Consider the following 25521-nt stretch of genomic DNA (forward strand, 5'->3'; position numbering starts at 1 on the left):
CACAAATTAACTGTATGCATGTACAGTCGCTCCGCTACAGTAACCTTCGGTCGATGCCGGATCCCAGAGGCGTATCGAACGATAATTAATAGCCTTTTTTACGCATAGCCTGAATAATAGTGATATAAAGCTATAACGCGTGACGAACCCAGAGGGACGAGGTCGCTATGCAGACGATCGGAATACTCAGCGGTGATATCGTAGGATCGCGGGCGATCGACGATAAGCAGGCGCTGCGCGATGCGCTCGACCTTACACTGGCTCGCGTGCGAGAGAGCTTCGGCGGCGTGGGAATGCGCTATCGTGGCGATGCTTTCCAGATCGCCATTCCCGATGGTGCCGACGTCATGCGCGCCGCGGTATTGATACGCGCCAGTCTGTTAGAACACTCGCCATCAAGACGACAGCCCTGGGACGCCAGAGTCTCCGCTAGCCTGGGCGGGTCTGAAATGCCCACCGAGGGCAATTTCACCGACGCCGATGGCCCCGCGTTCGTACGCTCCGGTCAGGGACTGGATGACTTGAGTCGCAACGATCAGCGACTGGGGCTTTTCCTTTCGCAGGAGCAGCGCGAGATCGATCTGCTGATTCGCTTCGTTGACGACATCGTCGGCCAGTGGTCGCACAACGCCGCCGAGGTGGTTCGACTCAGCCTGACAACGTCGCTGACCCAAAGCGAGTTGGCGATCCGTCTCGAACGATCGCAACCCACCATCAATCGCCGCCTGACTGCCGCCCGATGGTCACTGGTGAAAGATTTCCTGACCTTCATGCGTCAGAGGCTGGAATCACTGGCATGAGCGACTTTGAGCTTTCGATTCTGCTAACGCTGCTGCTCGTCCACGTCATCGGTGACTTCGTGCTACAGAGCGACGCCTGGGCGAAAGAGAAGGCCCAGCGGCACGCGCGCGCCCATGCACTCTATTATCACGTCGGCTTGCACACGCTAATGACGTTCGCCGCCACACTGGCGCTGGGCGTCGAACTCGGCCAGAGCCTGATCGGCGCCGGCGTCGTCGGGGGGTCGCACTGGCTGATCGATACGCTGAAGAGCTACACCCGCGGCTGTCCCATCCGCTACTTTGTTATCGATCAAACGATACACGTTGTCGTGCTCACCGCCGTATGGGCGTGGCTCGCAGGATTCGACTTGACGGTACTCGGCGATCATCTTCACGGGTGGATAACGCCGCGCCTGCTTGTGATGGCCCTCACCTATCTGATTGCCTTGAAGCCCCTGTCGATCTTGATCGCCATGATCATGGCTCGCTGGAGCCGCGATGTGGATACCGGCGGGACATTGGCGGATGCGGGTGCAAGGATCGGCATGCTTGAGCGATTTTTGATCCTGACCTTCGTTCTCAGCGATCAGCTAGCGGCGATCGGTTTTCTGCTCACGGCCAAATCCGTTCTGCGCTTTGGCGATCTTCGTCGTGACAGGGACCGCAAGCTGACCGAGTACGTACTGCTGGGCACCATGCTCAGCGTCTCGATGACGCTAATGCTGGGTCTGACCGCGCGCTATCTGCTGGCGCACCTTTAGCGCCAGACTCACCGCCAAGGGCAAACCATGATGTTCCGTGACTTGTGCGTTTCACTCGGCAGGCTAGGCCTGGTAATGACTCTGCTTGCGCTCGGCGGCTGTGCGGGTGGCGAATTCGAGCAGCGCAACGGCTATCGCGTGGATGCGTCGGCAACGTCCAGCGCCTTCAATCACCGCATTCGCTACGTGGTACTCCACTACACCGACTCCGAGGAACAGCGTGCGCTGACCACGCTGATGGGCCCCAAGGTAAGCTCACACTATCTGGTCTCCCGCTCCCCCATCGCGCACGGTCAACCGGTGGTGCGCCAGCTGGTCGGAGAGCAGCAGCGCGCCTGGCATGCCGGCGTCAGTGCCTGGGAGGATCGCACGCAGCTCAATGACACCTCGATTGGTGTCGAAATCGTCAACGATGGCCCGACCGACACGCCGCGGGGCCGCCGCTGGCAAGAATACCCGGATACACAGATTGAGACCGTCATCGCTTTGGTCAGCGATCTGGCCACTCGCTACGACCTTCCCCCGACGGCAATCGTCGGACACTCGGATATCGCCCCGCAGCGCAAGATCGACCCAGGACCGCGATTTCCCTGGCATCGACTCCACCTCGCCGGCATCGGCGCCTGGCCTCGCGAAGCTGACGTCGAACGGTTCCGGCGCGCCTTCGATCGCGCGCCGCCAACACTTGTGCAGTACCAGCGTGCGCTTCGGGCTTACGGCTATGCCCTGCCCGCCGACGGTGAATGGAGCGAGCTGAACCACGACGTCACCCGCGCCTTTCAGATGCATTTCCGACCTGGGGCGGTTACCGGCGAGCGGGATACCGACACGCTCGCCCGGCTTTGGGCGCTGGTGGCGCGCTATCATCCCGAGGCGATTTCGAGAATCACACCTCCCCCGACGCAGAGTGCCCGACACCAGAATGGCAGCGCCTCCGCGCTCGGCAAACCGTCACTGCCCCCTCTCAACCGCCGGCGCCCGGATAGTGAATGAGATCATGGAACCGTGCCGGCCGCTCGGCATCGTTGCGGTAGGCATGCGGTTGGTCGGCAGCGAATCGCCGCCCGTCGCCTGCGGTCAATACCTGCCATTCCCCATCGACGAATAGCGCCATTTCCCCGTCCACGACGACGACATCTTCGACCACCCCCGGCGAGTGAGGGGCCGATTCGCTCAACGCCCCCGGCTGTAGATCGATCACGAACATCTCAAAACCAAGGGCGGGGTCGAACGGGAAAAGCGGCTGGACCGCCATCCCCGAGGCATCTTGATGCCAGCCTGGCTGCGGCGCGACGGCGGGCAGCGTGGCGGCACCCAGAAAGTACGACAGCGGGGTCCGAAAGGCGCTGGCGACCTTCCAGAGCGTCGACACGGTGGGCATCGACTCGCCGCGCTCGATCTGCCCCAGCATCGCCTTGCTGACACCAGCCTCCATAGCCAGCCGGTCGAGACTCCATTGCTGTTCACGACGTAAGCGCCTGAGCTGCTGACCGATGGCCACTCTGTCCGCCTGCATTTCCCCGCCAGCTGATGTCGCCACCTGTGACTCCTCATCTCAACGTCCGCGATAAATCGACACGTTAACGCTAGACGGTCGACAAGTCGTGCGCTATGACGCACATTAACCTTTGCTATGCGTTATAACGCACACCTGCCGTTCAGGAGACCCCATGGCCGAACCCAGCTTTTGGCGCACGCTCAACGCCTCTCACATCACGGCGGGGTTCGTCGCGGTACTGGTGGGCTATACCAGCTCCGCTGTAATCATCTTTCAGGCAGCGACAGCCGCGGGTGCAACGCCCCGCGAAATCGGCGGCTGGCTAGCGGCGCTCGGGCTAGCCATGGGCATCACCTCGATCGGGCTATCGCTTCGCTACCGTCAGCCGATTCTTACCGCCTGGTCGACACCCGGCGCGGCACTGCTGGCGGTCAGTCTTCCCGGTGTGCCGCTCAGCGATGCGATCGGCATCTTTGTCCTCTGTGCCGCGCTGATCCTGGTCTGCGGAATCACCGGCTGGTTCGCCAAGCTGATGCAGATCATCCCTGACGCTATCGCTGCTGCCATGCTCGCCGGGGTACTGCTGCGATTCGGTCTGGAAGCGTTTGTCTCACTGGAGAGCGAGTTCACGCTCGTCGGTCTGATGCTGGCAAGCTATCTATTGGCTCAGCGCTGGCTGCCAAGGCAACGAATACTGGTGGTGCTGCTGGTGGGGCTGGCCTATGCCGGCGCCTGCGGGAAGATCGATACCGAGGAAGCCCATTTTGCGGTCATCGCGCCGACACTGGTCTGGCCGACGTTCTCTGTCTCGAGCCTAATCGGCATCGGCATCCCGCTGTTCGTCGTCACCATGGCGTCGCAAAACGCGCCGGGTGTCGCCACGCTCCGCGGCGCGGGATTCGACGCGCCCATATCGCCACTGATGATCTGGACCGGACTTACCGCTCTGCTACTCGCTCCGTTCGGCGCCTATACGGTCTGTCTTGCGGCGATCACCGCCGCAATCTGCATGGGCCCGGACGTCGACCCCGACCCCCGCAAGCGCTATCCCGCAGCCGTCTGCGCCGGCGGCTTCTATCTGCTGGCGGGCATCTTCGGCGGTTCCATCGGCACGCTGTTCGACGCGCTTCCGGACGCCTTCGTCATCGCCATCGCAGGCCTGGCGCTGCTGCCGACGATCGGCACCAGTCTATATCGTGCACTCGACGCTGAATCTCACCGGGAACCCGCGCTGATCGCCTTCCTGGTCACCGGATCCGGGGTGACGCTATTCGGTGTCGGTTCGGCATTCTGGGGCCTCGTCGCCGGCATGCTCGCGCTGGGTGTAGCGCGTCTTCGGCTTTCGTCATCGGGGCAGTAGCCTCACGCGGTCAGTGCCATTCACTCTTTGCGTCAGCGGCCAAAGGGATTATCCACGAGCGCCCTGAGGAGGCAAAAAACTCAACCTGCGGCGTTGAACGTCGAAGTAGCGGTCTCCAGCGGTCGTCGCTAAGCTACCAAAGCGCGTCACCTTCCCGCCCGGGATGGGGCTGCCCGCCAAAATCGAACCCGTCGCGAGGGCTTCAGAGCGGAGCGGTCATCACGATGCGATCGCAAACTCACCGCAGAGGAGTCCGGCGATATGGGGAACGTTAACTGGACGCAATACCCGAGTCAGGGCTTTTTCGACGAACTGCTCGATGGTCACGGCCTCCCCCGTGAGGCGGCAAAGCCGCTCTGCGATCGTTTGGCGAGCTTTACGCCAGCGGAGCTCGACGAGCGCAAGACAGCGGCCGAGGTCGCGATCCGCACGATGGGGATCACATTCACGGTCTACACCGAGGGCAGCACAATTGACCGCGCCTGGCCGTTCGACATCGTGCCGCGAGTCATTGCCGCCGATGAGTGGCGCACCATCGAAGCCGGCCTCAAGCAGCGTGCCGATGCGCTCAACCTCTTCATCGACGACTTGTACCACGACCAGAAGGTAGTGTCGGACGGCATCCTGCCGCGCGAAGTGCTCGCACAATCGGTCAATTTTCGTCCGCAATGTGTGGGCGTCACGCCGCCTCAGGGTGTCTGGGCCCATATCTGCGGTTCTGACCTGGTCCGCGACGCGGATGGCGTGGTTTACGTACTGGAGGACAACCTGCGGGTCCCCTCGGGGGTCTCGTACATGCTCGAGAACCGCAACGTCACCAAGCGCATTCTTCCCGAGCTCTTCGAGACCGGACGCATCCTGCCCATCGATGACTATCCGTCACAGCTCTATGACACGCTCGCCAGCCTCTCGCCGCGCCCCAGCGATGATCCTCAGGTCGTGATTCTCACCCCTGGCATTTATAACTCGGCCTACTACGAGCACGCCTATCTCGCTCAGCAGATGGGGGTAGAACTGGTTCAGGGGAGCGACCTGACGGTGGGCCGCGACGACGTCGTCTACATGCACACGGTCGGCGGCTTGAGACGGGTCGATGTCATCTATCGCCGGGTGGACGACCTCTTCCTCGATCCGGAGGCATTTCTTCCCGATTCGATGCTCGGTACGCCAGGTCTGATGAGAGCCTGGCGAGCCGGCAACGTCGCCCTCGCCAACGCACCCGGCGCCGGTGTTGCCGATGACAAGGTCGTCTACACCTTCGTGCCCGAACTGATTCGCTACTATCTCGACCAGCCCGCGCTACTCCCCAACGTCCCGAGCTACCTCTGCATGTTCGAGAAGGATCGACGCTACGTGCTGGAGCATCTCGAGGAGCTGGTGGTCAAACCGGCCAACGAGTCCGGTGGCTACGGTATGTTGATTGGTCCCCGTTCGACGCCGGAGGAACGCCACGAGTTCGCTGCCCGTATCGAACGCGATCCTCGCAACTACATGGCACAGCCGACACTGGGACTCTCCACCGCGCCCACTCTCTTTGATGGGACGCCACACCCTCGTCACGTGGATTTACGCCCTTTCATCCTGTCCGGCACGCAGACACAGGTCACGACCGGCGGACTGACGCGGGTCGCACTGGTGGAGAATTCGCTGGTCGTGAACTCTTCCCAAGGCGGCGGTAGCAAAGACACCTGGATCGTCGAAACCGAGGGGAAGTGAGATGCTGTCGAGAGTCGCCGAAAACCTCTACTGGGTGGCGCGCTACATCGAGCGCGCCGAAGACACCGCGCGCCTGGTCAGTGTCAGCAGCAATCTGTTGCTGGACATGCCGGGCCGTGCGGCGCTGAGCTGGTCCTCGCTGATCGACATTGCCGCCGCGGGCGCACTGTTCGATACCCTTTACGCCGAGCGCAACGAGAAGAATGTCATCACGTTCTTATGCCTCTCACGAGAGCACACAAGCTCGATTCTCTCTTCGCTGGGTCAGGCACGGGAGAACCTGCGCACGACTCGGGACGTGGTACCCCGAGAGATTTGGGAGGAGGTCAACCACTGCTATCTGACGCTCGCCGAACAAAGCGACGACGTGCTGCGTGCACGACACCGCGACGACTTCCTCAAGAATGTCATCCGCGCCTGCCAGACGCTGACCGGCCTGATCGAGGGCACCCTCAGCCATGTCGACGCCCGCACCTTTCTGACATTGGGGCGACATATCGAGCGCGCCGACATGACCACGCGCATTATCGACGTGCGCTCGAGCAACCTGCTGCCGCGGTCACCGGAAGAGCTGGTGCCGTTCGAGAATCTTCAATGGATGAGCGTGCTGAAATCGCTGACGGCCTATCAGATGTATCGTCAGGAAGTGCGATTGCGGGTCCGCGGTCCCGATGTACTGCGGTTTCTCCTGCAGAGCCGAACGCTACCGCGCTCGGTGCTGCGAAGCCTCGAGGAAGTCAGCCGACAACTCGAATCACTGCCGCATCACGACCGTCCGCTAGCGGCCGCGACGATGGTGCGAGCGGAAGTCGCAGAAGCCGACGTTCAGACACTCTCTCATGCGCCAGAGTCGCTGCATCAGGTGATCGATGATCTTCAGATCGGCTTCAACGCCCTCCACGATGCCATCGCCAGTGCCTATTTCGTAGTCAACCACCGCCTGCTGGATGACACCGAAGCGGTAGTAACCGACGAGGATTGATCCCCCCAAGCATCGAAGAGCCCCCGCGACACGTCGGCGACGATGACGCGGGCGTCTCGATGAAATCCAGTCGACAGCCTCCGAACCGCTAGCCATGCCTGATTCACGGCACGGTTAGCGCTCAGTTAACACGGGACCTCTCGACCAGGTCATGCACGTAGGCAAGCTTGTCGCGAATCGTCGGGGTGATGACAACCGGTAGGATATCGACGAGGCCCATCTCACGATTCAGCTCGTTGATCGCAACACCGACCTCCTGGAAGGCGACAATCATTTTGTCGATGCCGCCATCCTGCTCTCCCATTGCCACGCCCATGTTGGTTGCCGTATCCAGCACCGACACAATGTCCTCATAGAGCGAGAAGGTTTCCGCGAAGTCCTCCCACGGGTGCATGGTCGCGTAGGCTGAAACATGGTCGTTCCACCAGTTCGGCGTAGGCCCGGACTCGTAGTAACGCTCCAGCGCCTCGGCGTAGGTGGGCTCGTCATGATTACCAAAGACCTGGCGACTCGCCTCCTCCTCCTGGCCCTTGACCAGAAGATCCCAATAGTAGTGACCAATCTCATGCCGAAAATGACCGATCAGCGTGCGCTGAGGCTCATTGAAGTCGATACGTAGACGCTCTCGCTCGACATCATCGGCCTCCTTGAGATTGATCGTGATATGGCCGCTGGCATGCCCGGTATATACCTTTTCGCCGCTGCCGGCCGCCCGCCACAGCCCCTTGTCCGGCAGCGCATCCGCCATGAAGGCAAAGGTGAGCGGTAGCGGCGATTCGTCCTGCGGGGCGGGGTGCGGCAGGCCCATCACATCCAGGGTGTAAAAGAGTCGCCGCTTGGCCGCTTCCAGCGCGGCCCACCGCTCACGGTGGCCCTCGATGGAGAGATCCGGAATGACCGTGTTGTGGCGGCAGCAGTCGCAGAGACCGCCATAACGCACGTGGTCGCCCGGTGTCTGCAGACGATTGCAGACACCGTGATGCGAGTTGTTGAAGCACTTGACCAGGGCCGCTTGGCAAGCCGGGTTACCGCAGCGATAGCCCCCTTCGTTATCCGGCGTCAGGGCCGTCACATTTTGACAAACGGGACACCAGCCCACCTCCGATAGACAGGTCATGCATTGGGTATTGTCATAGAAAAGTCGAGTCGACGGCTGGCAGTGATGACACTTGAAGGTACGCATGACTCACCTCCTTGAGGCGAAGAACACCGTAGAGCGAAAAGCGGTGAAAAGAGGAAGGGGTCAAGAATCCAGAGCGTTTCGATCCGATTTAGCGGTGTCGGGCAGCGGTGAGACGCCATCGAGACGTGCAACAGTGGCTAGCGTCTCCTCCAGGCTTTCCTGGCTATCGATCCGAAGCACCTCACCGTGCCAGTCGACCGTTCGACCGGTGTGCGTCTTGATCATCTCGGCAAGCCGCGCCTGACTAAGTTCACCGCGGTAGGAGACCGGCTCGACGCGCGTGCCGTGGCTCCCCGGAAGATAGATGGTGTTGTTGGAGAAGTCGATGGCGTAGGCAATGACGCCCGGGACGATGAACAGAAGCAGACCCAGACCGTCGAGGATGGCAATACCGGGATCGACACGCCCGGATAGCTGCCCCTTGCGCTCGGGGTAGAAGAGCGTACCACAACCGCTCAGGGTCACGGTCAGCGCGATCGCCACCGTATAGGCAGTCAGACGACGAAAAAGAAAAGAGGACATGGACAGTTCCGACAGCGAAAGAGAGAAGAGACGATGGGTAACGCCGCGTAACCTATAGCATGCCGACACACCCCGTCCAGCACCTCAATTATCGGCTGGCCGTGCCAACTGTTTAGCGCCGCAGACGCGCATTTCTCGCCTGATGGTGAAGCCAATGGCCGGCCGCTAAACGTCCCGCCCTCAGTGATCGCCTAGCCCATCGACGCGCCGTAACCCCAGAGAATCACCGTCAATGTCAGAAGTGCCTCGAGTACCAGCACTCCGATCGCCAGCGCGGCGCTGGAAGCACGAAGTCCCTGCTTCTGTGTGATGTCGAGCAACGCGGGCATTCCGGCGAAGAGCAGATAGCCGCTGTAACACAGCCCGATGATCCCCGTGAGCAGACAAATCCAGACGACAGGATAGAGCGCCACGATGCCGCTCAGAAACATTGGCGTCGCTGCGTAGCCCGCGACTACCACACAGCGACCGCCCTCGGGGGGCGAACCGTAACGCCGAGCGAGCCAGGCGATCACGTTACCCATGACCCAGACTGCCCCAAGAATCAGTCCATAGAAAATCACCGCCAGCAGAACGGCGGTCGTGGGCGATATCTGCACGCGCTCGGCGACACCATCCGGCGATGTGCCGAAATGCCAGCCGACGGCCGTCGTACCGATGAACGAACAGATCACGGGTATCGCCGCCAGCAACAGCAAGTGCGAGCCGTAGAGCTGCGAGACGGTCTCGTTTTCGCCGCGAATCCGCTGCCACTCTCGGTTGGGATTGATGAGCAGCCCCAAGACATGGTGAATCATGTAATCACTCCTTACTGGCGCCGATCACCCGCGGCGGGTGGCACCGTCTTTGGCGCCCTCACGCGGCTTGTGCTGGCCGACGACGCCCCTTTTTCACTATAGAAAAGAATGCCCGGCAGACGCGGATGGCGATCGCGACGGGTTTTTCCGGTTGGCCCCTCCCCGTCGCTCGGTCGCATCTCTATACTGGCGGGCCCAGATCTTGGTAAATGCTGGATAGACCGACGCGCGAACCGACTCGGTAGCAAACCGTCGCCCATGCGCTGAGCCCAACGCAAGACACTCGAGACCGAGGCCCAGCCAGTGCTCGCCCAGCGCCGGCGTTGCGGTCCTGAGTGACGTTTCAGGGTGCCGAGCCTCGCCGAGATTTATGCAGCATTTCCCTCAGTTGCCGAATACAGGAATGATCAGCTCATGCGTGCCAGCCAGCTTCAGATATCGACCCTCAAGGAAACGCCGGCGGATGCGGAGATCGTCAGCCATCAGCTGATGCTTCGTGCCGGAATGATCCGACGACTCACCTCGGGGCTGTATAGCTGGTTGCCGGTGGGGCTCCGTACCCTGCGTAAGGTCGAACGCATCGTGCGTGAAGAGATGGATGCGGCCGGCGGCCAGGAGATTCTGATGCCCGCCGTGCAACCCGCCGAACTTTGGCAGGAATCCGGCCGCTGGGAGGAGTACGGTCCAGAACTTCTGCGGATGAAGGACCGTCACCAGCGCGAATACTGCGTTGGCCCGACCCACGAAGAGGTAGTCACCGATCTCGTGCGTCGCGAGTTGTCGAGCTACAAGCAGCTGCCGACCAACTTCTACCAGATCCAGACCAAGTTCCGTGACGAGATCCGCCCGCGTTTCGGCGTGATGCGCTCGCGGGAGTTCATCATGAAGGATGCCTACTCCTTCGACGTCGACGAAGCAGGCCTCAAAGCCTCTTACCAGCGGATGTATGATGCCTATGTACGCATCTTCACCCGCCTGGGGCTCGACTTCCGTGCCGTCATGGCGGACAACGGCGCCATCGGCGGCACGGGTTCCCACGAGTTCCACGTTCTCGCCGACTCCGGCGAAGACGCGGTGATCTTCTCCACCGGTTCCGACTACGCCGCCAACATCGAGAAAGCCGAAGCGGTGACGGCGCCCGGCGCCGAGCGTGCCGCGCCTCAGGAAACGCTGCGCCAGGTGCCGACTCCCGGGGTCAAGACCATCGCCGCCCTGGTCGAGGGCTTCGACCTTCCCATCGAAAAGACCGTCAAGACGCTGATCGTCAGAGGCGCCGAGGGCGGCCTGGTCGCGCTGATGGTGCGTGGCGATCATCAGCTCAACGCGATCAAGGCAGAGCATCTGCCGGCCGTCGCAACGCCGCTGACGATGGCAGAAGAAGACGAGATCCGCGCCGCCATTGGCGCCGGCCCCGGTTCCCTCGGCCCGGTCGACCTGCCGCTGCCGCTGGTCGTCGACCGCAGCGTCGCCCTGATGAGCGACTTCGGCGCCGGTGCCAACGTCGATGACCAGCACCTTTTCGGCATCAACTGGGAGCGCGACCTGCCGCTGCCGGAAGTCGCCGATCTGCGCAACGTCGTCGAGGGCGACCCGTCGCCGGACGGCCAGGGCACGCTCGCCATCACTCGCGGCATCGAGGTCGGTCACGTCTTCCAGCTAGGCCGCAAGTACTCCCAGGCAATGAACGCCACCGTACTCGGCGACGATGGCCAGCCGACCGCCCCCTATATGGGCTGCTACGGCATCGGTATTTCTCGCGTTGTGGCCGCGGCCATCGAGCAGAATCACGACAGTGGCGGGATCATCTGGCCCGACGCCATCGCCCCGTTTCGCCTCGCCATCGTGCCGATGAACGCGCACAAGTCCGAGCGCGTCCGGGACACCGCGGAACAGCTCTACCAGGAGCTCTCTCAAGCGGGCATCGATGTGTTGCTCGACGACCGCGATCTGCGTCCTGGCGTCAAGTTCGCCGACCAAGAACTGATGGGCATTCCCCACCGCCTGGTGATCGGCGAGCGCGGTCTCGACAACGGCGAACTCGAGTACAAGGGCCGCCGCGACGAGAGCGTGACCATGGTCGCCGTCGATGAGCTGCGCGCCTTCCTCGACGCCCGCTTCGCTCAGGCGACTGCCCCGCGCGGCTGAGCGATTGCGCCATGTTCCGTGCACTCGCCCGGCTGACCCTCGTCGCCTGGGCGACTGCCGGGGTCTGGACAGCAACGATGGCAACGACCGAGTCAGCCATCGCGCGCTCCAGCCCCCCGCTACAGGAAGCGCCCTCGCCCGCACTGCTCGACGCCCTGGCCCACGCCATCACGTTGCAAAACGGCGCGTCGGACACGTTCGACGCGCAGGTCTGGTTACTCGACATGCAATCTCGTCTGGGCCGACGCCAACCGGTCGCGTTCGCCGACCGGCAGGCGCGGCTGGCATTGCTGCAGCGCGTCCATGCCGAGGCAGCGCGAACATCGCTACCGGCCGAGCTGGTCCTTGCGCTCATCGATGTGGAGAGTCGCTTTCAGCCAGGTGCGATCTCCAGTGCCGGTGCCCAGGGCCTGATGCAGGTCATGCCATTCTGGAAAGCGGAGATTGGCCGACCCGAAGACGATCTCACCGACCCTGCGACCAACCTGCGCTACGGCTGTACCATCCTCGCGTACTACCTCGCGCAGGAGAATGGCGACTGGACACGAGGACTGGCTCGTTACAACGGCAGCCTGGGTCGCACGATCTACCCCGAGCAGGTGATGGCGGCCTGGTTTGGCCGCTGGTGGGTAGAGCGGTGAACGGCGAAGGGCCAGGCAACATCAGCTCTGTTTGCGGTCCTCGACCTCAGTGTGGGACGTCCCGGGCGGGAGCGGATGCCCCTTGGCGAGCTCGGCGCGAGTGGCCTCGCGCACTTCCTCTATCTCCAGCGCGTAGCTGAGTTCCTTCCCCGCCAACGGATGGTTGGCGTCGACGACGACATGGGAATCCGCCACCGAGACCAAGGTCACCGTTCGCGGCCCTTCCGGTCCCTGCGCCTGAAAGCGATGCCCCGGCTCCAGCGGGGTATCCCCGCCGAACGCACTTCGCGGTGACTCGCTGACCAGCGCTTCATCTCGCTCCCCGTAGGCCTCAGCGGCTGCCAGCGTCGCCGTCACTCGCTCGCCGGGCTCGGCGCCGAGCATTGCCGCCTCCAGCGCGGGGAAAAGATTGCCATGACCGTGAAGGTAATCCAGCGGTTGACGGCGTGACTTGGAATCGTCGAGGGTGCGCCCACTCGCGTCAGTGAGCGTGTAGTGCAGCGTAACGACCCGCGAGGGGGCGACGACGGGGTTATCCATGATGAGCTCCCAGCAAGCACAGCGGTTGTATCAGTCAATAATGAAGAGACGACTCAGCGACTTCGGGCCGCGCTAATCGTCGCGTCGATTCAAAGCGGCGATCGGCACGTTGAGGCGCTGGGTCTGTTGAAGCAGATTGAGCAGCACGATGGCCCGTTCCTCGCCCTGCTGGGCGTCGAACACCGCCTGAAGAGAGCGAAACGGCCCTTCGGTAATCTCGACCAGGTCGCCCTGGCGATAGTAGACGTTGGCGCGTTCGCCTCGGCTATCGGCGGCCTGACCCTCGCGAAGCGTGGTGATCAGATCGTTTGCCACGGCCACGGGCTCATGTCCGAAACTGACCAGCCTCAGAACGCCCCGGGTCGAGCGTATCGGCCGCCAGTTGCTCGCCACGCGATCGAGACGAATGAACAGGTAATGCGGGAAGAGTGGCTCCGCCACCCAGACCAGTTTCCCCCGGCGACTGCGCTGGACTTCGAGTACCGGGTGGAACACCTCGTAACCCTGATTGTCGAGATGTTCGCTGGCACGAAATGACTCCCCCCCCTTGCACTGAATCACGTACCAGCGCGGCGCGGCGTCGATCTCGGGTATCGGCTGTGAGGTCATCGGTGAACTGCCTATCTAATCGCGGTGACGATCGCGTGTTGCCGGCGCGGGCCAGGCGCAACGCGATCGATTAGAGTAGCATTTTCGCCCCGCGGCGTCCGCCGACGCCGGGGCTAGACATAGGGAGGTGCAATGCAATCCGAGCCACGCGATTGGCTGACATCCGCGCGCGTCTACTTCAGCGCACCGGTCATGACGCTACTGTTTCTCGGCTTTTCCGCCGGCCTGCCCTACCTACTGGTCTTTTCCACGCTGACCGCCTGGCTCGAGGATAGCGGCGTCGATGTCGCCGCCATCGGCTTTTTCAGCTGGGTGGGTATGCTGTACTCGGTCAAGCTCTTCTGGGCACCGATCGTCGATCGCGTTCGTCTGCCCTTGCTGGGTCGCCTGCTCGGCCAGCGGCGCAGCTGGATGCTGCTGGGCCAACTGTTGATTGCGGCCGGGCTATTCGCACTCTCCGGCCTCGACCCGGCCGGGCATTTGCCGGCGGTGGCGATGTTCGCCTTATTGACAGCCTTTGGCGCGGCGACCCAGGACATCGTCATCGATGCCTATCGCATCGAGACCGGGGAACCCGACATCCAGGCGGCAATGGCCTCGACCTATATCATCGGTTATCGCATCGGCATCGTCATGGCTGGCGCGGGTGCGCTCTATATCGCTGACGCCGCCTCGTGGTCGCTCGCCTACCTCAGCATGGCGGCCCTGGTTGGTGTTGGCATGCTGACCGTGCTGATCCGGCCCGAGCCGCCGCGCCGGCAGAGCGTCAATCGGGTACTTTACTCCGCGCGCGTCAGACAGTTCCTCACGAAAAGCCGCCAGCGGCCGCACTGGCAGCGACGCAGCGGTGCCTGGCTGATGGCTGCCGTGGTCTGCCCGATCGGCGATTTCTTTCAGCGCTACGGCAAGCTGGCCCTGGCGCTCTTGCTGTTCATTGGTATCTATCGGATCAGTGACATCGCCATGGCGGCGATGGCCAACCCGCTCTATCTGAGCCTCGGTTTCACCAAGAGCGACATCGCCAGCGTCACCAAGGTCTTCGGCGTGCTGATGACCATTGGTGGCGGATTGCTGGGGGGGCTGCTGGTCGTACGCTACGGTCTAGGGAAGATGCTGGTGGTCGGGGCGCTGGGCGTGGCACTGACCAACTTGCTCTTCGCGTTGCTGGCGCTCAGCGGTGACGAGCTGTGGCTGCTGATCGTGGCCATCACGGGCGATAACCTGGCCAATGGGCTCGCCAGCACCGTCTTCATCGCCTTCCTGTCGAGTCTGACTTCCCGGGCTTACACCGCGACCCAATACGCGCTGTTCTCTTCGCTGATGACACTGCCGGGCAAGTTTATCGGCGGGTTCTCCGGCATCGTCGTGGCGGACTTCGGCTACGCCAGCTTTTTCGTCGTCAGCGCCCTGCTGGGCGTGCCAGCCGTGGCTCTGGCACTTTGGCTTCGGCGCCGTCTGGCGGCCCTGGATACCGACGCCATCGCCAGTGAGAAGAACGAACTTGAAGGACGCTCGCCCGGTTAGGCCGGGCGGCTGGAGGCGACACAGGACTGGCGAGAGAGCCATGCCAGCGCCCCAGGCGACGCTAGCCACTGGTCGCGCATCAGCTGACGATACTGCCAAGCTTCCGCGCGGCTCCCTGACTCCGGCATGTCGACCCCGAGGCGGGCCGGGCGCGGCCGCTCCGCGCAGAGCATCTGCACGATATAGGGGTTGGCGGCGCAGACCTGCTCAAGAATCTCGATCGCGTCGTCGTGGCGCGACAGACGGTAGAGCGCGAGCACCCGCCCCATCTGCACGCCGAGCATGCTGGGGTCTTCCGGCGCTTCCTGACTGACATCGAGAACCTGCTCATCGTGGCCTTCCCGAAGGAGCTGGTCGATCACCAGTTCGCGCAGCCCCAGGCTGTCCTCTTCGTCCAGTGCCAGCAGCCGCTGGGCCAGCGCCCGCGCGCTGGAACCCGCCCCGCGCTCCATCCCGATGACCAGCGCAAGCCCGGTTCGCAGCAGCGTCGCGTTGTCACCATCGTGCCACGAGAAGGTGCCCCCCTCATCCTCGAGCTGGGTCAGCCAGCCGTTGTAACGCGCGACCAGGGGCGTGAAGAAGGTGTCGACCATCCACGGCAAACTGCCAAACCGGCTTGCCAACGCCAGCGTCAATGACTGCACCACTTTCGGCGAATCGATCCACTCAGGGTTGGCACACAGGGCCTGCAGCCACTGCGGCGCCGTCGTCCAGGGATCGCCGAGAAAGCCGAGCGCGGCGTCTTCGTCGATCTCGATCTCACACGCCGTCAGCCAATTGTCATAAAGCGATTGCTCGCGAGAGCTGGGCGTATAGAGGAGCCCGCCCTCCGGCGATCGCTCGAGAGCGAGACGGGGCGGTCGGAGATGGGTATGCAGGAGTGCCTGCAGCGCCGTCAGTGGGCCGGCAAGCTCATCCTCAGAGTGGATGACCTGCTCCGCCAGGGCCGCTTGCGGGTCATCCGCCAGCTCGGCGATGAAGTCGAGCTGGTCGGCATCGAGATTGTGCTGGCGTGCCAGGCGACGCCACCAGAATGCGGCGCGTTGGCGCGCCATGCCCACATTGCCTTCGTGCAGCAGGACCATCGCTTCGATATAGGCCAGCGACGGCGAATTCGGCAGCGTCCGCTGTGCGCTCTGGAAGGCGTCGCGGGCGCTGGCAAGATCACCGCTATCGAGGTGCATCAGGCACCGCCGTTCGAGGGCTGCGCCCTTGAGGAAATCCGGTCCATGTTCGATCACCCGCTCCAGCAGCGTTGAGCGCTTGCGCAGAAATCCCCGCTCCTGATAAAGATCCACCAGGATCTCGAAGGCAGGTTCGATCTGGTCCTCCAGCGCCGTCCAGTCACGGGCATCGGCGAATAGCGACTCGAGGATCTGCTGGGCGCGGCCGTTGTGGCCGCTCTCGGCGGAAACGATGCCTGCCTCGAGCAGCGCCTGGGCCGGCGCCTTGTCGCTGGCAAGCGCCCCTTTCAGCGTTTCGCCACGCCACTCTCGTAGCGACAGCATCCACATCAAATGCTCGGGGACACCGCTCGGCATCTCGACCCGCGCACAGCAGTCGCGGTAGGACCGACCGGAATCGCACCAGCAGGGCTCGTCGCGATGGGGCTCGGCCAGCGGCTCGCAGTCGAAGCCGCGCCGCTTCAGCGGCGTCTGGTTCCAGATCAACGGCGCCAGTGCCTGCGCCATGTCGAGGCGGCCTCCGCAGTGGTCGGCGCCTTCAGCTCGCGCCCACACCATCAGCGCGGGGTAGTGCTCATTGGCGCGAATCGCCTCGAGGGCCCCGCTGGCGTATCCCAGCAGCTGCTCGACCCAAGCTGTCAGCATGGCATTCCTCCTTGGTTGGCGATCATCCTAGCATGCGCGCCCGCGGCGCTGGCGAGTGCCTGCGCGGGGTGCTAACTTAGCCGCCCCTCGCCCCTGACGCCGTTTTTTCGAGGAGCGCTCGTGCTCTTTCCAATGCCCTTTCGCCGCAACGCTTCCAACGCCTCCAGCGATACGCCGCACGTGCGTCTGGAGCGTGAGGGCCGCAACGAAATCCGCCGCATCACCGCCGCCGTCGAAAAAGTGCCGTGGACGGTCAGCCTGCTACAGATTCTCTGGACCGCGGGGCCGGTCACGCTGCTCGGCGCCTGGGGCGGCTACCTGCTCGGCTATGGCAAGGCGCCCACGCTCGACAACTACATCTTCTTCATCTCCTTCACGGTCATCACCGGTGCCTTCGGCATCATCGCCAACCTGACCCATCACCTCACGGGTGGCGGGCGGATCGAACGCACTTCCAAGCGGATCGAGCGCGTCATCAAGACGCTGCCGGAGTTGCTGCTCGCCACCCGGAACCTGATCGTGGAAAGTCTCGAAGGGGACGCGCGCCGTCGCGAGGCGGCGGCGATGCTGCTGAGAAAGCAGGATCTCTCGCCGGAAGGGGTGGAGCTGGCCGCCCTCGAGCTGCTCGACGATAGCGACGACGCACGCTTGATCGGTCAGATCGATGTCTACCGTCGGGTCGGACTCCATGCGCGTATCGTCGACCTGATGGCGGATCACCGCGAACGACTGGAACCGCGGTTCAACGAACTCTACGACTACGCACCGCAGGCGATCACTTTGCTGCGAGAGCGCTTCGAGGGTCATGCCCCGGATCCCCGCTACGGCGTGCCCCGCGACGAGAACTTCATTGAACGTGTCATGGCGGCCATCGAGAGCGACAACGATCTGCTGATGACCCTTCAGGACGTCGAAGAGATGGTCATTCTGGCCTTCGAGCTGATCAGCGGACGGCGGATTCCGGTACTGACCTTCGAGTATCGCGGCCGCTGGAAGCTCGCGCGCGCCTTCGACAGTCTGGAGGAGGCCCGGGCGCGTCACCGCATCGCCCAGGCGACGGGGTTGTCACGACTCAAGGCACTGAACGCCTACCTTTCCGAGCAGTCCTCGGCCGATACCCTAGAGAGCGTCTCGGGCCAGCGCGCGGAAGCGCTGTTGAATCACAGCGTGACCGCGATCGATCAGCTCAGCGACAACATCCATACGCTCGCCCACGAGCTGCAAACCGGGCGCAGCCGGGATCGCCACGCCCTGCGTGAGCAGGCCGAAGTGCTGACCAATGCGATCAAACTCTACAAGAGCGTCTCCAGCGCCTACGAAGAGGTGGGTCGAAGCCATGCCCATCGACTGCGCATGGCCGAACGCTGGGAGAGCCTCAGCGCCAATCTCTCCGACAGCTCCACTCGGTTGCGACTCGGCCCCGGCCGACGCGGCCTGCGCATCCGCGAAAGCCACATTGCTCTCGACGACGAGGCAAAAGCCGCCGTCTGCAAGCACCTCGGCCGCTATCTCGAAAAAGCGAACATCGGCACGCTACGCGAGCGCCTGCGCAAGGCCGAACGGGACACGCAGCTCAGCGTCGGGGTGGATACCGCCAAGCGCGTTGCCGTGGAGGTCTTCCTGGCGCTGGAGCCCCACGTGCACCTGTCGCGTCCTGCGGTGCAACGTGCGATCAACAGCTCCAACGCGGCCGACTTCGGTCAGCTCGAACCCAACCTCTCGGCGGCCACCAAGGCCGCGATGGGCTCGTCGATGGTGCGCGAGATAGAGACCGACCTGTCTCGCACCGCCGAGTCGCTGGCGGTGGCACTGGTCCGCCACTACCGCGTCGCCCTCGAGCCCGCGGCGATCGACTTCCTCAAGCGTCAGTACGGGGCGCGAGACGCCACGCTGACAATGCTGACCAATATCAATCTCGAGCGCAGCGAGCCGGCCAACGTGAGCTATCTGAGCATGGCGCCGCCGGCGGTAGGGACACCGCACCGGCAGTGGTATCGCGCGCTGGTCCGTGCTCGACGTTATCTGGACAAGTAAGGAACCGCCCGAATGCGCCTGATCGTCGCCGAGAAACCCAGCCTCGCCCGCGCCATCGCAGACGCCCTGCCGATACCGGCCGTCCGCCGGGAAGGCTATCTGGAAGCCGGCGATACCCGCGTCAGCTGGTGTCTGGGTCATCTGCTGGAACAGGCGCCGCCGGAGAGCTACGACGCCCGTTACAAGCAGTGGCGACTCGACGACCTGCCGATTCTTCCGGGCCGGTGGCAGCTGGTACCGCGCCGCCAGGGCCGCACTCAGATCGCCGTGTTGCGCAAGCTGATCAAGCAGGCCGACGAGGTCGTCCATGCGGGCGACCCGGACCGGGAAGGTCAGCTGCTTGTCCAGGAAGTCCTCGATCACCTCGGCTGGAAAGGCGCGGTGTCGCGGCTGCTGGTGCAGGATCTCAATCGACCGGCCGTGGCCAAGGCCCTCGGCCAACTGGAAGACAACCGACGCTATCAGCCTCTGTTCGAGGCCGCTGAAGCGAGGTCGCGGGCTGACTGGCTCTACGGGATCAATCTCACCCGCGCCTGGACGCTGATCGGCCGCCAGGCAGGATTTGACGGCCTGCTCTCGGTGGGCCGGGTGCAGACGCCGGTCCTCGGGCTGGTGGTTCGTCGCGATCGCGAGATCGCCGCCTTCGCGCCGAAGTCGTTCCATCTCCTGTGGGTCGACCTGGCGGTGGCCCAAGGGGCCCTGCGGGCCTGGTGGCAACCGGGTGAGCGCCAGCCGCTCGACGATCAGGGCCGGCTCATCGACCCACGCCCGGCTTCCGCGCTGGCCGAGAGGCTGCCCGGCGCGAGCGGCACGCTCGAGACACTGGAGCAGAAGCGCAAGCGTCAGGCGGCGCCGCTACCCTACTCGCTCTCCGCGCTGCAGGTCGACGCGGCACGTCGCCACGGCATCTCCGCCCAGCGGGTGCTGGACGGCTGTCAGGCGCTCTACGAACGCCATCAGTTGATCACCTATCCGCGCTCGGACTGCCGCTACCTGCCGCGCGCCCATCACGCCCTGGCCGAGCGCACGCTGACCACCGCCTGCCAGCACGACGCAACCCTGGCGGAGTGGGTTCGCCGCGCCGACTTCTCGCTGCGCTCCAAGGCGTGGGACGACGCCAAGGTTGGCGCTCACCACGCGTTGTCTCCTACCGGCCGTCCCGCCGATCTGTCGCGGCTCAGCCAGGACGAGGCCAACCTCTTTCGCTTGATCACGCGCAATCTGGTTGCCCAGTTCTATCCGGCGCTCGAAACCTTCGAGACGCAGGCGACCTTTGGCATTCTCGAGGAGCGTTTCGAGGCGCGCGGCCGGGAAATTCTCGTGCCCGGCTGGAAACCCCTTTTCACCACCCGTGACGATGTCCCCACGCTGCCGACGCTGACCCGTGGTGAGCCAGCCACGGTGACGCAGGCGGGCGTGGAGGATCGCGAGACCCGCCCGCCTGAGCGGTTCAACGACGCCAGTCTGATCAAGGCGATGATGAACATCGCTCGTTACGTCGAGGATCCGGCGGTACGGCGCACGCTGCGTGACACCGACGGCCTGGGCACCGAGGCCACGCGCGCCGGAATCATCGAGACACTTCTCACACGGGGCTATCTGGTGCGCGAGAGCCGCTCGCTTCGCGCCACACGCACCGGCCATGCGTTGATCGACTCGCTACCGCCAGCGGCATCCCGACCGGAGCGGACCGCGCTATGGGAGCAACGACTCTCCGCCATCGCCGAAAACCGGGACGCCGCGGCGCCCTTTCTGGAGGCACTGGTGGCTGACCTTCGTGCGCTGCTCGGCCAGGCCAGCGCCGCCAGCCTCGATCAGGCGATACGCGCCTCTCGTCAAAGCCAGGCGCCGGAAGCGCCACCGGCCCGCGGCAAGAAGAGCGGTGGCAAGCGCCGCGGCACGTCCGGTCGGCGCTCGGGAAGCTCAACAGCCGGTGCCAAGCGCTCCGCCGCCAGCCGCTCGGGCGACGACCGCTCGAGCGGGTCTCGTGCCACGTCGCAGAAATCCAGCGGCGCCGCCTCGACATCGACGCGCCGACGCTCGCCCCGCAAGAAGTCGTGAGGCGAGCGCCGTGGCGCCCGCTTACGACTCGACGAACATCAGATGACGATCGCGCCAGGTCAACCGCTGGTCAGCGCGATGCGCGGCGGCGTCAATGCGCACCGCATTGGGCTGATCCGTCGTCGCCACCCACTCCCGTGCCTCGCGCTCACTTCGCCCGAATCGTTGATGGCGCGCCACCAGTCGCGACTCCCGAATCGCCGTATCGATCTCCACAAACCAGACCGCGTCGAGGCTTTCGCGCACCTCGCCCCAGCCGCTGTCCTCCAGCAACAGGTAGTTGCCCTCGGTAATCACCAGCGAGACATCGGGATCGACGGCCAGGCTCGCAGCGATCGGCTCCTCGATCTCGCGGCAGAAATCCGGCGCGAAGAGGGTCTGCGCCGATGTGGCTGGATCGCAAAGCCGGGCCAACAGCGAACGGTAGCCATCGACATCAAAGGTATCCGGCGCGCCCTTGCGCGCGGCACGCCCCAGTAACCCGAGCTGACGATTGGCAAGATGGAATCCATCCATGGGCAGGACGCAGGCTTCTTTCCCCAGCGCGGCGGCTAGGGCGCCCGCGAGCGTACTCTTGCCCGCCCCGGGGGATCCGGCGATTCCCAGGATGCGCCGCTGCCCGCCGGACGCCAGGCGACGAGCGGCGGTCACGATGGCGGGGTCGAGGGTGATCGACGCAATGACGTCCGCGGAGGACGCAGCGGTTGAAGCCGTCGGTGAAGCGTATGGCATGGCCGCCTCTTTCTTCTGTTTGAATCACGGGAAGTGACGCTCTGAGGTCACGTCTCTCATGGCGCACTCGCTCGCCCGCGGCCAACGGGACTATCCCGTATTGCGAAGCCCGGCCGCGATGCCGGCCATCGTCACCATGAGCGCGCGTGAGAGTTCCGACGAGATATCGTCGTTCTCGCGATGGCGCTGCAAAAGCTCCGCCTGCAGCGCGTGAAGTGGGTCGATGTAGGGGTTGCGCACGGCGATCGCCTGACGAATCAGCGGCATGGTCTCGAGCAGTGCCTGCTGATCGAGAATCTCCAGCACGACGCGTTCCAGCTCGGCGAGACGCTCGCGTAACGACGCCCCGAGGCGCTCAAGCTCGGGGCTGTCGACCAGACGTTTCTCGTAGTCGGCAGCGATGCGCGCATCCGCTTTCGCCAGCAGCATCTCGAGCATGTCCAGGTAGGTCGCGAAAAAGGGCCACTCGGCATGCATCTCCCGCAGACGCTCGAGTCCGCCCGGTTCGACAAGGGCCTTGGCAAACGCCTCGTCGCTGCCGAGCCAGGCCGGCAGCATCAATCGGGTCTGGGTCCAGGCAAAGATCCACGGAATCGCACGCAGCGCCTCGATGCCGCCCTCCTGTCGGCGCTTGGCCGGCCGCGAGCCAAGCGGCAGCTTGCCCAAAGCGCCCTCCGGCGTCACGGCACGAAAATACGGCACGAAATCCGGGCTCTCCCGCACTACGCCCACGTACGCGGCATGCGCGACGCTCGCCAGACGGTCTATCGTTTCACGCCATTCCGGCTTTGGCCCGGGCGGCGGCAGCAGCGTCGCCTCGAGCACCGCGCAGGTGTAGATCTCCATCGAGCGCAGAGCGATGGCCGGCTGGCCAAACTTGAACCGGATCATTTCACCCTGCTCGGTCACCCGCAAACTGGCGTTAACAGAGCCGGGAGGTTGGGACAGAATGGCGGCGTGGGCCGGGCCGCCGCCACGGCCGACAGTCCCGCCGCGACCGTGGAACAGCGTGAGGTCGACGTCACGCGCCTGGCACACGGCCACCAGTCGCTCCTGCGCGCGGTACTGCGCCCAGGCGGCCGCCAGCTGGCCAGCATCCTTCGCCGAGTCGGAGTAACCGATCATCACTTCCTGGCGCGACCCCGCGTAATCGCGATAGCCGGGAAGGTCGAGCAGGCGCTCGATCACATCGCCGGCGCGGTCGAGGTCGTCCAGGGTTTCGAACAGTGGCGCGATGGGCAGGCTGGCGCCGGCCGCCGCCTCCTTCATCAGCAGCGCCACGGCAAGCACGTCCGAGGGCTGTCTGGCCATGGAGATGACATAGGTGCCGAGCGCCTCACCCCGCTCGCCGCCGATGACGCCGAAGGTATCGAGCACCTCCCGGGCCGCGTCGGAACATGCCCAGCGAGGCGGTAACAAGGGCCGCGCCGAGACCAGTTCATCGAGCAGGAATTGCTGGCGCGCCGCCTCGTCCCAGGCGAGATAGTCACCGATGCCGAGGTGCCGGGTTAGTTCGTCGAAGAGCTCGGCGTGACGCTCGCCGTCCTGGCGCACATCGAGACGGGCCAGCGTGACGCCAAAAACCGCCACTCGGCGCAGCGTATCCAGCAGCACCCCATTGGCGATGGTCGACAATCCGACGTCACACAGTGACTGGTAGCACTCGAGCAGCGGTTCGGCGAGTTGTTCGCGAGTCTCGATAATCGTCGCCGCCGCGGCCGGCTCGCCATCGAGTCGCGCCCGCGCCCAGTCACGGGTCGCTTCCAGTGTCGCCGAGAGCTGCCTGAGCCGCGCCCGGTAGGGCTCGGGGTGATCGCCGACCTGCTCGCGCAGCGCGTCGTTCGCCTTGCCCATGGAGAGCTCGGCGCGCAGGGTGTCGAGGTCGCGAAGATAGAGATCGGCGGCCATCCAGCGCCCGAGCAGCAGCACCTCACGAGTCACCTTGGCAGTAACGTTGGGATTGCCGTCTCGGTCGCCGCCCATCCAGGAAGCGAAGCGGATCGGACTCGCCGTCAGCGCCAATCGCTCACCGGCGTGCGCAAGTAGCAGCGCATCCAAGTCGCGATGAAAATCGGGCACCGCCTGCCAGAGGGAGTTCTCGATCACCGCGAAACCCCACTTGGCCTCGTCGACCGGGGTCGGGCGTTGACGCCGAATCTCGTCGGTGTGCCAGGACTGACTGATCAGCTCCTCGAGCCTGGCGTGGGCGCGAGCCTGGGCTTCCGACTGCGCTTCCGCTCCCTCGATGACGCCGAGACAGTCATCAATGGCGTCATATTTTTGAATCAGGGTGCGGCGGATGACTTCCGTGGGGTGAGCCGTCAGCACCAGGTCGACGCGCATCTCGGTGAGGGTATGGAGCCACGCCGATGGCTCGTGCCCCGAGGCCGAGAGCCGCTCGAACAGGCGTCCGAGATCCGGCTGGGTGCCGGGGCGATAATCCTCGACGCGGCGAAAGCGAGCACGATAGTGCTGTTCGGCGATATTGGAGAAGTTGAGAAACTGATTGAAGGCCCGGGTGACCGGCAAAAGTTCGGCGTCGGGCAGCGTGCGGAGATGGTCAATCAGCGCCTGGCGGTCTTGCTGCTCGACCTGCTGCCGCCCCTGCTTGGCGAGTGCACGGATGGTTTCGATACGCTCGACGAAGGGCGCGCCCAGATCGTTGCCGATGGTCCGCCCGAGGCTGTCACCCAACAGCCTGACGTTGTCGCGAAGCGACTCGTGTAGCGAGGTGTCGGAATCCTTGGCCATGCACTCCCCCGTTGTCTGGAATCACGTGACTCGAAATCGAGTACGCCAGTGTCGAGGTTCAGCATAGCGCGTCACTCGAGGGATGAGACACGCAACACGGCAAGTAGCCGGGTCAGCCGCGGTGGGGGCTAGTTTCCAAGCGTTTGGCTGCCCGCCAATGCTGCTCCATCTCCTCCAGGGTGGCGCCGTCGAGCAGGCGCCCCTCGGCGTCGATAGCAGACTCGACATGACGAAAGCGGCGCTCGAACTTGGCGTTGGTCCCCCGCAGCAGCTGCTCCGGGTCTCCTCCGAGCTGGCGCGAGAGATTGACCACGGCGAAGAGCAGGTCTCCCACCTCCTCGCGGGCCGCCTGACGGTCACCGCTGTCGAGCTCTGCCTCGACCTCGGCGAGCTCCTCGCGAATCTTGGCGATGGCGCCGCGCTCGTCTTCCCAGTCGAATCCCTGCCCGGCAGCGCGTTTCCCCAGCTTCGCGGCTCGGCTTAGCGCGGGCAGCGTCGTCGGTACGTCGTCGAGCGCGGAAACGGCGCGCGTCGCCTCCCCCCTTGCGGCGCGCTCCTCGGCCTTCAGCGCCTCCCAACGTGCCTTGATCTCGCTCTCGGAGAGTTCACCGTCGGCGCGGCGTGAGGCGAGCGTCCCGCCCGGGAAGACGTGAGGATGACGACGTATCATCTTGGCGGTCAGCGTGTCGACGATATCGTGAAAGTCGAACCGCGCCTCCTCGCGACCGAGCTGGGCGTAGTAGACGACCTGAAACAGCAGATCACCGAGTTCACCGGGGAGCTCGGCGAAGGCGTGACGTTCGATGGCATCGGCGACTTCATAGGCTTCTTCCACCGTGTGCGGAACGATGCTCTCCCAGTTCTGACGGCGATCCCAGGGACAGCCATCGTCCGCTCGCAGGCGCCCCATCAGCGTGAGCAGATCGTCCAGCGTGTAGCGGTGCCCGGTGTCGGACCCCGGGGTGTCAGCGGCGGCCTTCGCCATTGCGGAAACTCCTCGGTCTGTCATGGGTGTTCACTTTCGCTCGTATGCACCGTAACCCCTGTGCGCCCC

Annotated in this window: 21 protein-coding genes; 11 read left to right on the forward strand and 10 right to left on the reverse strand. The window is 64.2% G+C overall.

The window, feature by feature from the left end:
* Positions 1 to 167 precede the first annotated feature (167 nt).
* The 3 genes from DOM41_RS13780 (at position 168) to DOM41_RS13790 (ending at position 2536) form a co-directional block, all read left to right on the forward strand.
* Positions 168 to 800, forward strand: a complete 633-nt coding sequence (locus DOM41_RS13780; protein WP_110687420.1) for a hypothetical protein — start codon at positions 168 to 170, stop codon at positions 798 to 800.
* Positions 797 to 1543, forward strand: coding sequence for a DUF3307 domain-containing protein (locus DOM41_RS13785; RefSeq protein WP_110687421.1), 747 nt, complete (start codon positions 797 to 799; stop codon positions 1541 to 1543). The genes DOM41_RS13780 and DOM41_RS13785 overlap by 4 nt, the downstream gene beginning before the upstream one ends.
* A 75-nt stretch (positions 1544 to 1618) precedes the next feature.
* The gene (locus DOM41_RS13790; protein WP_110687422.1) at positions 1619 to 2536 is read left to right on the forward strand and encodes an N-acetylmuramoyl-L-alanine amidase; all 918 of its coding nucleotides are present in this window, start codon (positions 1619 to 1621) and stop codon (positions 2534 to 2536) included.
* Here the strand turns inward: DOM41_RS13790 and DOM41_RS13795 are convergent.
* The gene (locus DOM41_RS13795; protein ID WP_110687423.1) at positions 2508 to 3059 is read right to left on the reverse strand and encodes a helix-turn-helix domain-containing protein; all 552 of its coding nucleotides are present in this window, start codon (positions 3057 to 3059) and stop codon (positions 2508 to 2510) included. The two genes, DOM41_RS13790 and DOM41_RS13795, sit on opposite strands and share 29 nt — an antisense overlap.
* 154 nt (positions 3060 to 3213) lie before the next feature.
* On the opposite strand from DOM41_RS13795, the gene DOM41_RS13800 reads away from it, so the two are divergent.
* The 3 genes from DOM41_RS13800 to DOM41_RS13810 all read left to right on the forward strand — a co-directional run bounded on the left by DOM41_RS13800 (position 3214) and on the right by DOM41_RS13810 (position 7099).
* Entirely contained in the window at positions 3214 to 4401 is a 1188-nt protein-coding gene (locus DOM41_RS13800) for a benzoate/H(+) symporter BenE family transporter (RefSeq protein ID WP_110687424.1), read from the forward strand.
* Positions 4402 to 4662: 261 nt separating this feature from the next.
* Complete coding sequence (locus tag DOM41_RS13805; protein ID WP_110687425.1) at positions 4663 to 6117, forward strand: circularly permuted type 2 ATP-grasp protein; 1455 nt, start codon at positions 4663 to 4665, stop codon at positions 6115 to 6117.
* Between the two features lies 1 nt (position 6118).
* Entirely contained in the window at positions 6119 to 7099 is a 981-nt protein-coding gene (locus tag DOM41_RS13810; RefSeq protein WP_110687426.1) for an alpha-E domain-containing protein, read from the forward strand.
* A 121-nt stretch (positions 7100 to 7220) separates the two neighbouring features.
* Here DOM41_RS13810 and DOM41_RS13815 read toward each other — a convergent pair whose 3' ends face one another.
* The 3 genes from DOM41_RS13815 to DOM41_RS13825 form a co-directional block, all read right to left on the reverse strand.
* Positions 7221 to 8282 (reverse strand): zinc-binding metallopeptidase family protein, encoded by a 1062-nt coding sequence (locus DOM41_RS13815; RefSeq protein ID WP_110687427.1) that lies wholly within the window; start codon positions 8280 to 8282, stop codon positions 7221 to 7223.
* A gap of 60 nt (positions 8283 to 8342) precedes the next feature.
* Positions 8343 to 8804, reverse strand: coding sequence for a hypothetical protein (locus DOM41_RS13820; RefSeq protein WP_110687428.1), 462 nt, complete (start codon positions 8802 to 8804; stop codon positions 8343 to 8345).
* A gap of 191 nt (positions 8805 to 8995) precedes the next feature.
* Positions 8996 to 9601: a Yip1 family protein gene (locus tag DOM41_RS13825; RefSeq protein WP_110687429.1), complete on the reverse strand. Its 606-nt coding sequence runs from the start codon at positions 9599 to 9601 to the stop codon at positions 8996 to 8998.
* A gap of 414 nt (positions 9602 to 10015) precedes the next feature.
* Here DOM41_RS13825 and DOM41_RS13830 point away from each other — a divergent pair, with 414 nt between their 5' ends.
* A complete protein-coding gene (locus DOM41_RS13830) occupies positions 10016 to 11746 on the forward strand; it encodes a proline--tRNA ligase (protein WP_110687430.1) in 1731 nt (576 codons plus the stop codon).
* A gap of 11 nt (positions 11747 to 11757) precedes the next feature.
* A complete protein-coding gene (locus DOM41_RS13835) occupies positions 11758 to 12387 on the forward strand; it encodes a lytic transglycosylase domain-containing protein (protein ID WP_245391852.1) in 630 nt (209 codons plus the stop codon).
* Between the two features lie 21 nt (positions 12388 to 12408).
* Here DOM41_RS13835 and DOM41_RS13840 read toward each other — a convergent pair whose 3' ends face one another.
* Positions 12409 to 12927 (reverse strand): FKBP-type peptidyl-prolyl cis-trans isomerase, encoded by a 519-nt coding sequence (locus DOM41_RS13840; protein WP_110687431.1) that lies wholly within the window; start codon positions 12925 to 12927, stop codon positions 12409 to 12411.
* Positions 12928 to 12999: 72 nt separating this feature from the next.
* Positions 13000 to 13536, reverse strand: a complete 537-nt coding sequence (rfaH, locus tag DOM41_RS13845; RefSeq protein ID WP_110687432.1) for a transcription/translation regulatory transformer protein RfaH — start codon at positions 13534 to 13536, stop codon at positions 13000 to 13002.
* Positions 13537 to 13668: 132 nt separating this feature from the next.
* Here rfaH and DOM41_RS13850 point away from each other — a divergent pair, with 132 nt between their 5' ends.
* Entirely contained in the window at positions 13669 to 15060 is a 1392-nt protein-coding gene (locus DOM41_RS13850; protein ID WP_110687433.1) for an AmpG family muropeptide MFS transporter, read from the forward strand.
* Here DOM41_RS13850 and DOM41_RS13855 read toward each other — a convergent pair.
* On the reverse strand, positions 15057 to 16889 hold the full coding sequence (locus DOM41_RS13855; RefSeq protein WP_110687434.1) for an SEC-C domain-containing protein: 1833 nt from the start codon (positions 16887 to 16889) through the stop codon (positions 15057 to 15059). The two genes, DOM41_RS13850 and DOM41_RS13855, sit on opposite strands and share 4 nt — an antisense overlap.
* A gap of 120 nt (positions 16890 to 17009) precedes the next feature.
* Between DOM41_RS13855 and DOM41_RS13860 the strand changes: the two genes are divergently transcribed.
* Together DOM41_RS13860 and DOM41_RS13865 are read left to right on the forward strand one after the other, a co-directional pair.
* Positions 17010 to 18923, forward strand: a complete 1914-nt coding sequence (locus DOM41_RS13860; protein WP_110687435.1) for a hypothetical protein — start codon at positions 17010 to 17012, stop codon at positions 18921 to 18923.
* Positions 18924 to 18935: 12 nt separating this feature from the next.
* Complete coding sequence (locus DOM41_RS13865) at positions 18936 to 20984, forward strand: DNA topoisomerase III (RefSeq protein WP_110687436.1); 2049 nt, start codon at positions 18936 to 18938, stop codon at positions 20982 to 20984.
* A gap of 21 nt (positions 20985 to 21005) precedes the next feature.
* Here the strand turns inward: DOM41_RS13865 and DOM41_RS13870 are convergent, their stop codons facing one another.
* The 3 genes from DOM41_RS13870 to mazG form a co-directional block, all read right to left on the reverse strand.
* Positions 21006 to 21716, reverse strand: coding sequence for a nucleoside/nucleotide kinase family protein (locus tag DOM41_RS13870; protein WP_110687437.1), 711 nt, complete (start codon positions 21714 to 21716; stop codon positions 21006 to 21008).
* 90 nt (positions 21717 to 21806) lie between these two features.
* A complete protein-coding gene (gene ppc / locus DOM41_RS13875) occupies positions 21807 to 24467 on the reverse strand; it encodes a phosphoenolpyruvate carboxylase (RefSeq protein ID WP_110687438.1) in 2661 nt (886 codons plus the stop codon).
* Positions 24468 to 24579: 112 nt separating this feature from the next.
* Positions 24580 to 25452, reverse strand: a complete 873-nt coding sequence (gene mazG, locus DOM41_RS13880; RefSeq protein WP_110687439.1) for a nucleoside triphosphate pyrophosphohydrolase — start codon at positions 25450 to 25452, stop codon at positions 24580 to 24582.
* Positions 25453 to 25521: the final 69 nt, after the last annotated feature.

It is taken from the genome of Salinicola aestuarinus (assembly GCF_003206645.1).
GTDB classification, from domain to species: Bacteria; Pseudomonadota; Gammaproteobacteria; order Pseudomonadales; family Halomonadaceae; genus Salinicola; species Salinicola aestuarinus.